Here is a 10,734-nt window from a genome sequence, read left to right as displayed (position 1 = left end):
TTTTCAGCAGTCCGTCGGCATACGACGTGTAACTCGAAAGCCGGCGCTCCAGCGACTCCATCACGCCGACGCCGACGGTGATGTTTCCGTAGGTTCCCGGCGTGTCGCCATCGAACCGGACCATCAGTCCTTCGACCGGCGTGCCGGTCGCGCCGATCAGCAGGTTTTCGGAATAACGGGTTGTCGCGTACCCGCCGATCGTGCCGGCGAGGTTCGCTCCCACGCCGGTGATGACCACGCCGTACGTGCCGGCGGCGGTCTTTGACGTGCTGTTGACGTAGCCGACCTTGGAGTCGGTGGCCGTGCCCTGCGTCGTGAAGATTTTCACGACCTCGTCGAAGTGGTCTTCGAGCGCTTCCTGAAGATCCTCGTCGTCGATCACCAGCTTGCCGCTCGATTGGCTGACGCCGATCTGCGACATCAGCTTGTAGTCCGTGCCGGTGTTCGGATTGCCGTTCGAAATGATCGACGACAGCTCGCTCTTGATGCGGCGAAGGGTGAAATCTCCCTTCATCGAATCCGTGCCGAGTTTGCCGTCGAGGTAGGTCACGGTTTCGTTGTAGGCCGAAACGAAATCCTCGATGCTCTTTTTGACCGCGCTGGTGTTGCTCGTGAAGCGCAGATTGACGGTTTTCTCGGTGTCGATGTCGTGTAAAAAGACCGTGACGCCCTCGATCAGATCGTCGACCTCGTTCGACGACTTCACGACATCGAGACCGTCGAATTCGAACAGGGCGTTTTGCGCCTGCTGACCGGGGGCTCCCGCAAGCCCGTCGGTGAACGTCGGGCTCGTGCCGCTCCATCCGACCAGGCTGATCGCATGCGCGTATTCGGTGCCGGATTCGTCCGACGCGAGCACGAGTCGATACGGATTTGCGCCGCCGTCGTTGACGATCGACGCGGTGACTCCGAAATCCGCCGCGTTAATGGCGTCGCGAAGGCCTGACAGCGTCGCATTGGACGAGTTGACCGTGATGTCGTGGTCCTCGCCTTCGATGCTGACGCGGAAGGTCCCCTGCCCGATCGCGGCGGAGAACGACGCGAACCCCTGGCTCACGCTCTGGTGCGCCTGCGCGAGTTGCTCGACCTTGATCGTGTGGCTGCCGGTCCTCGCCGCACCCGTCGCGCTGATCGTGACGAGATCCTCGTCGGAGCTGCTCGCGTTGATCTTGGAAAACGCGGTGGCGCTTTTGAGCGACGTGACCTTGGAGCGCAGGCTGTCGAGCTTTGTCCGAAGGTCAGACAGGACCGTGAGCTGCGCCTCGCGATTGGACTTGGCTTTTTCGAGGCGTACGAGCGGCTTGCGCTCGACGGCCATCAACTGCGCAATCAGGGTCGCGGTGTCGATCCCGCTGACGAGTCCCACTCCCGACATTGGCGTCCTCTTTCCCGGTCAGGCGTCCGTGCCGCTGTTTCGCGTTTCCCGCAACGCGGGCTGCGCGTCCTTCTCGGTGATCCGCTCATCACTGCGAGCCGACCGTTCATCCCTCACAACGGTTCGCGCTCAGACACAACGGTTCGCGTTCAGGCATAACGGTTCGCGCTCAGACCGTCCGGTTCAGCAGTTTTCCCGAAACCTCGGCGAGGTGCTTCGCCAGTTCCCGAACCTCTTCCTCGGGAATTTCGCGGATCACCTCTCCGCTCTCCTTGTCGGTCACGGTCACGACCACGCGGTTGATCTCCCGATCCATCTCGAACGAAACCGCGAGATCGCCGACCGCGAATTCGACGTTTTTCACGTCCGACTCGCCCCGAGTCTCCGGTTTTGGCTCCGACGCGGCCGGTTTTACCGCATCTTTCACCTGCTCCTCGGTCGCATCCTTGTCTTCGGCACTTTTCGGCCCGAAGTGTTGCGCCCGGCTCAAAGGTGTGACCATGCTCACTTTATCGATCATCATAGCCCACCTCCTTGTCCGGCTATGGTCTCCCAAACCGGTTTATCGGAAGTATAGTTCCAAAGCTTGAGCCGAAAAGCAACGACCGCGCGTCGTTGGCGATCACGAATCTTCCGGATTCTCCCCCATCTATGGCGCGCTTGGATCCCGGCGTTATGATGTTTGCCCTGACGGACCTTTTCCCGGAGGACGAATGGCGGAACCTTCCGCCCCAGGCGTGAACGACGCACCCGGCTCGGGCCCGACCGCGTATTTCGACCACGGATTGTTTCGACGCAATCTCGATGCGCTCGTAGCCGCGGATATCGTGACCGCGGATCACCTTCGCGCTTTGGCGCCTCCCGATGACGACGTCCGTCTCGTCCCCACGCGGTCGGGCCAAGATTCGGTTGTCGCGTCGGGGCGTTGGCTGTGCAGCCGATACGAGCCGCGACGTGAAGCCGAAACGGCGATCGGACAGTACCGCGCCGGCATCAGCGGCGACATCGCGCCCATCTGCGCGGTCTTCGGCAGTGCGGGCGGTTATCTCGCACGGGCGGCGCTCGATGCGGGATTCGAGCAGGTGTACGTTTACGAACCCGACGCACGGGTGTTGTCCGCCACGCTCGGGACGAACGACTTCGTCGAATCGGCGCGAAGCGGACGTATCCGATTCACGACGCGCCTGGACAAGTTCTACTTTCAGATGAATTTTCGCGAACGGATGGAGCCGAATCTCGCGGTCATCCCCGCGCCGGCCTATCCCAAGGCGTATCCCGAGGCATACGCGGACTTTCAGGCGCGCATCAATACGCTCGTCAACGATTCATTTTTGCTTTCGCAAACGATGCTCGTGAAGATGGGGACTTGGTTCGACTATGCCGTGCGCAATTTCCCGACATACGCACGCAGCGCCGGCGTCGCACGACTCTTCGACCGGTTCGGCGGCATCCCGGCGGTGATCGTCGCGGCGGGACCATCGCTCGACCACAACATCACGCATCTGGCCGCCCACCGCGACCGCGTGTTGGTGATCGCGGTGGGCACGGCGTTGAAAAAGCTCGACCGCCTCGGAATCGTTGCCGACTTCGCGGTCGCCCTTGAGAGCAACGACATTCGTTTTCAGTTCGAGGGCGTCGAATTTCTTCCGAAGACCTTCGGAGTCCTGAACCTGAATTCCTTCCCCGCGCTCTGGGAGCTGCCGTTTCGCGCGAAGTTCGGGTACACGGGGCGGCCGGCGAGTTTCGGCTGGCTTACCGAGGCCGTCGAACGAAAGGGAGACGAGATCGCGGTCGGCGGGTCCGTGGCGACGACTGCGTTCTCTTTCGCCGCGCATCTGGGGTGCGACCCCGTCATCCTCGTTGGACAGGATCTCGCATTTTCTCCGGACGGGGCGATGCACGCGACGGGCGTCGGCGCCCTGCCCGGCCAGGACGTGCCCGACGCGGTGCGCGAGTCGCTGAACGACGATGAAGAGTTGTCGCGTCGGGGATTCTCCTGGATTCCCGGTTGGCACGGCGAGCGCGTTCTCACGCGGGCGAATTTTCGCAACTACCTCATGTGGTTCGAGAAAAATGTCTCGGCCGTGACGAGCCTTGGGCGCACCGCCTACAACTGCACCGAGGGCGGAGCGCACATCGCGGGCTTCGTCCACCGTCCTCTGGCCGACGTGCTCGCGACGCTCCCCACCCTGGACGCAAATCTCACCGATCGCATCGCATCGCTGGCCGCGGCGAAGTCCTTCGACGAAGAGGCGTTTCTCGGGCGCCTCGGGCACGCAATCGAACGAACGCGCGATCTCCTGAAGGCTTCGACGGATTTGTTGGCCGTGCTCGAAAAGACGTCGTCCCGCCTGAAGAAACCCGCCAAACGCGTTGGAGCGATCGAGGCGGCACTCGCCGCTTGCGAGCGGGCCGACCGGGTGGCGCTTCCCGTCGCGCGCGAACTCGACGCGCTGCTCACGCCGCTGTGCAACACATCCCTGTTGCTCACGAACACCGTCTTCGAATACGACGGGCTCTCGCGCGAGAATCAGGCGATCATGAACCTCAAGCAGACCGCCGCGCTGTACAAGGGATTCGAGGTCGGCGCCACGCGGCTACTCGCCGGGCTCGAAACATTGCGTGAGCGCATGTAAAAAGCCCCGACGATCCGTCGCCGGGGCTTCTTGACTCGCGGACTTGGGATCGCGTCAGCGCGGCCTGCCGATTTCCCGGAAGAAGAAGCTGAATCCGCCGTACACGCGCGAAATCGGCGTGCCGACGCCGTCCGTGAGCCCCGCCGATCCGCCGAAGGTGAAGCGCAGCGGGTTGTTCACGAAAAACGTGGTACGGATCGCTCCGAAAGCTTCCATATAAGCCTTCGACATGTCGCTCTCGCCCTCGTACATGCGCATCTGGTAGTCGCCGACGAGCTCCAGCACCCGGAACATGCGGAAGGTCACGCCCGCGCTGCCCACGAATTCGTTGCCGGTCGGAATCCGGAAGAGGCCGCCGTCGATCTCTTCCGTGTAAAGCTTGTAGCCGCCGTTGAGGGCGAGCGTGTACCACTCGTTGCCCCAGTCGATGACGAGGCGCGGCAGGAAGGTCATCTGCTCGTCGGAGACGAAGTTTTCTTCCTCGCCCGTCGGGATTCCGAGTTCGCCGACGAGGGCGATGCCCATGCCGTCCTCGCGCCGGTTGAACAACATGTATTTGGCCGCGACGCGGGCGTCGCCCGTAACGGCTTCCTTCCACTCGTAGATGTCCTGGTAGCGCGAATTGAATGATCGCGACGGCACCTGCACAAACGCCCCGCTGACGTTGATCGCGTGCCACAGGCCGACGCCGAACATCCCGTTGACCGCCGTCTGGTTGTAGATGACGGTTTTCACCTTGTCCTGCGGGTCCGTGTATTCCATCGGCCGGTGCGCGTAGTCGACCATTGCGCCCGCGTGGATGCCGAAGTTGCCGATCGGTTCCGAACCCCATGTGACGATCAGACCGCTGCCGTCCGACGGCGGCTGGAAGTAGTAGATGTTTTTGTCGTAGACGTGACGATTCGGGTTCAGAACCTGCGCCTCGGCGGTGTCGGCGGTTACGGAAAGAACGCACACCGCCGCGACCGCCACGATGATCGCGGCGAGCGTCACGCGGAACGACACGCATTTCTCGATACGAAAAGCCACGGAATCCCCCTCGTCCGACCGGAGCGGACTCATTTCCCACCGAAACTCATACCGATCACCGGGTCTCATGCCGACGTTGAGCGGGCGACGGCGCGAAACGCGCACCCGTTGCGCCCGCGTGATTTAACGTGGTTTCCCTACGAGCGTCAACCTTTGGAAGCGCCTTCGAAACGCCCGTTTTTCCACGGCCTTGGATCGTTCACGCACCCGACGCGGGGCGCAGGCCGCGCCGGAAAACGGCGATCAGTTTGTCAACCAGTTCCGCGAGCGCGTCTTCTTCCATCGAGGCCACGCCGAGGGGGTCGAGTTCGGGCCGAAAGACGAATTCCTGGATTCGCGTGTTGACCACGTCGAGAAGCATCACGACCAGATTGGGCGGGAGGTCGGAGCGCACGCGACCCTGTTCGACTTCACGATCAATCGCTTCCCGATAGTAGCCGTCGATCCACGCGATCTTCTCGGCCAGCCAGTCCGCGAGCGGCAAATTCGGCTCGTTCACGAGTTGCGAATACGCCCCGTAGAGGTCCGGAAAGTCGCGGATGAACCGGACGCCCTGCAGCACGGCGAGCTTGTAGAATTCGTAAAGACCTTCCGGCTTTTTTTCGGTGACGTGCTTTTCGAAGTGCTCCTGCGCGATCTCCAAACCGCGATCGATGACCCACTTCGTCAGGTCTTCCTTGCCGTCGAAGTAGTAGTAGAGATAGCCGTCGGCGACGCGCAGGTCCTTGTTGATCATCTTCAGGCTGGTGTGGGCGTAGCCGTGCGTGGCGAACAGTCGCGTGCAGACCCGCACGATTTTCTTCTTCTGCCGATCGGGCAACTGGCCGAACGTGGTCTTGGGCATCTCGTAGGACCCGTCGATCCGCGAACCGGCAGCCCGCCGGTTCGGAATGGGCATATTCGGAGACTTGCCCGGATCTGTAAAGACTTTTTGAAGATCCGTTCAAATCCGAACGCCCGATCAAAACGCGGGGTTGTTCCGGACGGACGCCGTCCGTTCTTGCCACCACCGGTCGCTTGGGTTAAGCAATCGCCATTGCTTTTTCGTTGAGGTTGTCGATGTCCGGCTCCGATCATCGTCGTCAGGTTCGCGTGTCCAAGAACCTCCTGGCCGTCGTCCAGCATGGATATGTCCAGTTTCTCGGGTTCATCGTGGACGTCGCGAAAGGCGGCATGGGGATGACCTGCAATCGCGACATCGCGCTGGGCGACGCGCTCGCGATTTCCCTCAACGTCCCCGAGCACAAGACGCTCAAGCTCGCCGGTCATCTCGTGTGGCGTCGCGAATTGCCCAAGCTCTCCCGGAACCGCTGGCATCTGGGGGTGCGTCTCAATAATCCCCCGGAAGAGTATGGCGCCTACATCGAATCGCTGATGCGCCGCGAGTACGAACGCCGCGCGCACCGGCGCTTCGCGGACTCGCTCGTCGTGTCGAACGACGACGTGATGGATCTGCTCGACGCGGCCACACAGGACATCTCCGCCGAAGGGCTGTACATCCGCACCGGTTCGCCGCTTCCGGTCGGCGCGCAGTACGAGGTCGATTTGCAGGGCTCGGGACTGCTCGATCCGCTGCGCTGCCTCGTCGAAGTCGTCACCAGTTTCGAATGCGACGCCGACGATTTCGATCATCCATACGGCGCGGGCGTGAAGATCATTTCGTTCCGATCCGGCGACGCCGAGCGGTTCGCCGACTACATCAAGCAGCTCGAATCCCTGTTCCACTTCCATTGGCCTTCGGACATTCCCAAGCCGCCCGAGATCGATATCGAGATCGAGGTCGACGAGCCCTGATCGCGTCAAGACGTGGCCGGATCGGGCTCGGATTCGGGACAATGCGAGCTGGATCGACGGGCCGAACGAACGAGCCGAGCTGAAGCCGCATGACGACGCGCTCTCTTCGAATTGTGGTCCTTGCGCTCGGCACTCTCGCGATCATCGCGTTCGCCTCGAACTCGAAAGCGGACGATGGCGAGGCGAACGAAAAGGAAGAGGAAAAACCGATTCGGCTGTTCGCGGTCACGAAAAAATTTATCGGGATTCTGCCGCGTTCGTGGAGCGGACCGATTCTCGACTCGCAGTCCTCCTTCGAAAAATTTCTCCGTTGGAGTTTTTCGGGCGGTGACCGATTCGACGCGCCCCCCATCCCCGCGAGCGCCGCGGAACCGACCAACGAACCGGCGGAGCCGGCGCTTTCCAGCGACTTTTTCTTTCGGCCGATTTCCGGCGGCGCCCCAATTCTCGGCGTTGAGAGCAACCGATTTCGCGGATCGCTCGTTTTGGGACGCGACTTTCGCGCCGGGACGCTCAATTCCACGTTCGGCGAGCAGCCCGATTTGTGGTCCACGGACCCCACGGCGAGTGAGTTTGTCCTCGATGCGGAGAATCTGGATTTGGAGACCTTTTACGAAACCTACCAGCTCGTGCCGCAGGCCGTGTACATCCGCGTGGAGTTTTGACGGAGATTACGGGGCGACGAAGCTGTCGCCGCCGCACGACGGACACTTGCGACCGCGAAGCGGCAAGTGGCCGATCCATTGGCAACTGGAGCACTGCACGCGCTCGACGCGCAGCGACGAAGGCAGGTTGAGCAAGTCGGATTTCGACGGCCTCTTGAGCAGCACGAGCGTGTTCAGGATGACCTTGAGCATCCAGAGCACGATCACCGCGAAGAGAACGACGTGGATGAGCTCGAACAAATGCATCCCGAACGGCTCGACCCGGCCCATGGCAAGCCGGTCCCAGAACGAGAATTCGAGCTGCTCGAGAACCTTGTCCATCACGCCTCAATGACGACGAAAAGATGTGCCTGCAAGGTGGTGCCGATCACGCGACCGAATTTCGCCTTTTTTCGCGGACTTGGCAAGATTCGTCGACCGGCTCCGAAGGCGGCGCTGACTCACTTCGGTTCGGGTGGGGGAGCGCCGTCGGGCGACCCTTCGCCGTCCCCGCCCGGTCCGCCGCGCATGTAACGGCGCATTCGTCGATCGTGGCGACGCTTCAGGTCGCTCATGAATCCCTGCACCTCGTCGTGAAAGCGCACTTCGAAGAGCATGTAGCGGGCCATCTGGCGGGCGTCGAGCAGTTTTTCCATCTGATCGTAGTGCGTGCGCCGAACGCCCATCATGGCGTTTTCGATCTCCAGAATTTTTTTGATGTTCGCCCGAACCGCAGTGGATTCGGGGCTCGCGCCCGTCTTTCCCATCCCTTCCAACTCCCGAAGGATCGCATCACGCTCGGCCATCTTCGTCCGCTGCGCCTCGGCATACGATTTCACGACGGGGATGATCTTCGCGAGTTGCTCGTCGCTGGGCTCCAGCACCTCGGTGAGCTTCAGGATCCGCATGGTCTCCATCTGCTTCCAGACGCGATCGCGATCCTCGCCATCGTCCTGCGCGACCGCCGCGTTCGCCGCGAACACCAGCGCCACGATTCCCATCAGAGCGCCCGCCAGAAATTTCGATTTCGTTCTCATCGTCGTCTCCTCGCCTGAAAGATCGATGTCAGATTTTCAGCGAATCCAGCGCCTCGCTCACGCGCGTGCGCAATTCCGTCAGTTCCTCGTCGGAGAGCGCCGCACCCGACAGGTCCGTTACCGGTACGAACGGCGGCGCGACGCCCGCGACCGTCGCGTCGATGTCGTCGAAATCGAACGTGATGTCGAGTGCGGAATCCTCGAGTTCGGCGGCCGGTTCACCCGTCCCCGACGCGTCGAGATCGCTCGGCATCATCAGCGCGCGGGATGGGTCGAGCCGCTTCGCCTCCGCGGCGACCGCGTTCGTGTCGAGCGCCTCCCAGTCGAGCCCGGGGATGCGCGAGGTGGGGCGCACCACGAGCACCGCCACCAGGGCGACGGCGACCGCAGCCGGAATTCCAAACGCCATCGGCCGGACTCTCAAAGCGTCGAAGAACCCCTGCCGCCACGAGGGCCGCGCGTTCAAGGACGCGTCGTGATCGTCGATCGCGGCGATGCGATTCATGACCCGAGCACCGAGCGCCGCGAAGTACGCCTCGCCGGGGTCGGGCAGCGCGTCCGGCGACAGATCCTTCAGCAGCGCCCGTTCCGCCTCGTCGAGTCCGTCGAGGTCCTCTTGGCCCACCGGCTCGTCCCGAATGTCCTCATCTCGATTCCGCATGACTTCGTCCCGATTTCAATCGCCCTCGGCGAGTTTTCGCCGAAGGGCCTTGACGGCATGGTGAAAATTCACCTTCGCCGTGTTCACGCTGCACCCGAGCACCTCGGCGATCTCGGCATACGGCAGTTCGTGATCGACGCGCAGCTCCACCACCTCGCGCTGGCGGGGCGGGAGCGCGGCCACCGCCTGCCGCACCTGTTGCCGCCGCTCTTCGGCCTCCATGCGTTCCGGCGCACCCGCGGCCCCGTCCGCGTGACGGTCTCCCAGTTCGTCGCCCTCCCGCCGCGACCGGTCCCGCACCTGATTCTTCGCGGTGTTGAGCGCAATGCGGAAAATCCAGGTCTTCAGCGCGCTCGCTTGTTCGAACCGGCTCAGGTTCCGGTATACCGCGATGAAGGTCTTTTGGGCCGCCTCGTCGGCGTCGTGGTGCGTGCCCGCGACGCGCAGTGCCGCGAAATATACCATGCGCCGGTGGCGTTTCATGATCTCCTCGAACGCGGCCACCTCGCCCGCCACGAACGCCCGAACCAGTTCCCGGTCGGCCAGATTTTCCAGATCGCCCGTCCGGGCCGGCCGGGCCATGGTGTCGTCCCGTCTCTTCGTTGCGGTTTTGAACACGGTCGTCCTGCTCTTCGACACCGCCGCCGCGTCGTCGGTTAAATCCGACCGGATTTCGTCGCTCGACCGGCTTGACCCGCCTCGTAACCGAGGGCTATGTATCAGTCTGGTTCACCATTGCGTCGTTCGACGGGAGACCATCATGTTCAAACGGCTCATGCGATGGCTGCGCGCCACGTTCGGCGGCGCGGTCGATTCGCTCGAAGATCCCGAGAAGATTCTGCAACAAAATATCCGGGATCTGAACGACCAGATTCCCGTGATGAACGAAAATATCGCCATGGTCAAAGCCAACGTCGTGCTGGCGCAAAAGCAGCGCGATTCGCTCGTCGAGCAGGAAAAGCAGCTCAAAGGCAAGATCAAGGCGGCCCTGCTCGCCGACAAGCGCGACATGGCGCTCAATTTCGCGACCACGCTGGAGCAGGTCCAAAAGGATCTCGCCTCGGCAAATACCAACGCCGAAATCTCTGAAAAGGCGTTCGAAAAGGCGCAGCGGGTCAAGAATGCGTTCCTGGCCGAACGCGACCGCAAGATCAAGGAAGCCCTGCGCGCTATCAGCGTCGCGAAACAGACCGAGTGGCAGAACCGCGTCGCTCACACCATGCAGACCTTCGAGGTCGGAAGCATCGATCAGACGCACGACGAGATGATCCGCAAGATCGAGGAGCGCGCTGCCCAGTCGCAGGCGCGGCTCGAACTGGCGCTCGACCACGTCGGCGCCGAAGAGTTTGAAATCGAAAAGGAAGCCGAAAAACTCCAGGCCAACGAAACGCTGCGGCAGTTCGAGATCGAACTCGGTCTCGTGAAGCCCGAAACGGTGGCCGCCGAGAAGACCCTCGGTCCCGGCGAAGCGGTCCCGGCCGCCGAGAAGAACGCCGCGCCCGAGGCCGCGAAGACCATGGGCAGGGAGTCCGTCACGCAGGGTTCGTAACCCCGGGGA

General features: G+C 62.4%; 12 protein-coding genes. 4 read left to right on the top strand and 8 right to left on the bottom strand.

Annotated features, from left to right (window positions below):
• Both fliD and IT350_01315 read right to left on the bottom strand, forming a co-directional pair.
• A partial coding sequence (gene fliD, locus IT350_01320; protein MCC6156660.1) for a flagellar filament capping protein FliD occupies window positions 1-1,375 on the bottom strand: 1,375 nt, incomplete at its 3' end.
• 169 nt (window positions 1,376-1,544) lie between these two features.
• Complete coding sequence (locus tag IT350_01315) at window positions 1,545-1,898, bottom strand: flagellar protein FlaG (GenBank protein ID MCC6156659.1); 354 nt, start codon at window positions 1,896-1,898, stop codon at window positions 1,545-1,547.
• Between the two features lie 190 nt (window positions 1,899-2,088).
• On the opposite strand from IT350_01315, the gene IT350_01310 reads away from it, so the two are divergent.
• A complete protein-coding gene (locus tag IT350_01310; GenBank protein ID MCC6156658.1) occupies window positions 2,089-4,011 on the top strand; it encodes a motility associated factor glycosyltransferase family protein in 1,923 nt (640 codons plus the stop codon).
• A gap of 54 nt (window positions 4,012-4,065) precedes the next feature.
• Here the strand turns inward: IT350_01310 and IT350_01305 are convergent, their stop codons facing one another.
• Complete coding sequence (locus IT350_01305; protein ID MCC6156657.1) at window positions 4,066-5,040, bottom strand: hypothetical protein; 975 nt, start codon at window positions 5,038-5,040, stop codon at window positions 4,066-4,068.
• A gap of 199 nt (window positions 5,041-5,239) precedes the next feature.
• Window positions 5,240-5,938: a TetR/AcrR family transcriptional regulator gene (locus IT350_01300; GenBank protein MCC6156656.1), complete on the bottom strand. Its 699-nt coding sequence runs from the start codon at window positions 5,936-5,938 to the stop codon at window positions 5,240-5,242.
• 194 nt (window positions 5,939-6,132) lie between these two features.
• On the opposite strand from IT350_01300, the gene IT350_01295 reads away from it, so the two are divergent.
• Both IT350_01295 and IT350_01290 read left to right on the top strand, forming a co-directional pair.
• A complete protein-coding gene (locus tag IT350_01295) occupies window positions 6,133-6,834 on the top strand; it encodes a PilZ domain-containing protein (GenBank protein MCC6156655.1) in 702 nt (233 codons plus the stop codon).
• An 89-nt stretch (window positions 6,835-6,923) separates the two neighbouring features.
• The gene (locus tag IT350_01290; GenBank protein MCC6156654.1) at window positions 6,924-7,499 is read left to right on the top strand and encodes a hypothetical protein; all 576 of its coding nucleotides are present in this window, start codon (window positions 6,924-6,926) and stop codon (window positions 7,497-7,499) included.
• Between the two features lie 6 nt (window positions 7,500-7,505).
• Here the strand turns inward: IT350_01290 and IT350_01285 are convergent, their stop codons facing one another.
• The 4 genes from IT350_01285 to IT350_01270 all read right to left on the bottom strand — a co-directional run bounded on the left by IT350_01285 (window position 7,506) and on the right by IT350_01270 (window position 9,758).
• Entirely contained in the window at window positions 7,506-7,820 is a 315-nt protein-coding gene (locus IT350_01285) for a hypothetical protein (protein ID MCC6156653.1), read from the bottom strand.
• Window positions 7,821-7,939: 119 nt separating this feature from the next.
• The gene (locus IT350_01280) at window positions 7,940-8,515 is read right to left on the bottom strand and encodes a hypothetical protein (GenBank protein ID MCC6156652.1); all 576 of its coding nucleotides are present in this window, start codon (window positions 8,513-8,515) and stop codon (window positions 7,940-7,942) included.
• 28 nt (window positions 8,516-8,543) lie between these two features.
• The gene (locus tag IT350_01275; protein MCC6156651.1) at window positions 8,544-9,176 is read right to left on the bottom strand and encodes a hypothetical protein; all 633 of its coding nucleotides are present in this window, start codon (window positions 9,174-9,176) and stop codon (window positions 8,544-8,546) included.
• Window positions 9,177-9,191: 15 nt separating this feature from the next.
• Window positions 9,192-9,758, bottom strand: a complete 567-nt coding sequence (locus IT350_01270) for an RNA polymerase sigma factor (protein MCC6156650.1) — start codon at window positions 9,756-9,758, stop codon at window positions 9,192-9,194.
• 178 nt (window positions 9,759-9,936) lie between these two features.
• Here IT350_01270 and IT350_01265 point away from each other — a divergent pair, with 178 nt between their 5' ends.
• The gene (locus IT350_01265) at window positions 9,937-10,725 is read left to right on the top strand and encodes a PspA/IM30 family protein (protein ID MCC6156649.1); all 789 of its coding nucleotides are present in this window, start codon (window positions 9,937-9,939) and stop codon (window positions 10,723-10,725) included.
• The last annotated feature ends 9 nt before the right edge of the window (window positions 10,726-10,734 follow it).

Source organism: Deltaproteobacteria bacterium (assembly GCA_020845895.1).
In the GTDB taxonomy this organism is placed as follows: domain Bacteria; phylum Lernaellota; class Lernaellaia; order JACKCT01; family JACKCT01; genus JADLEX01.
Note: the sequence above shows the minus strand (reverse complement) of the source record. Positions and strands in the feature narration are given on the sequence as shown.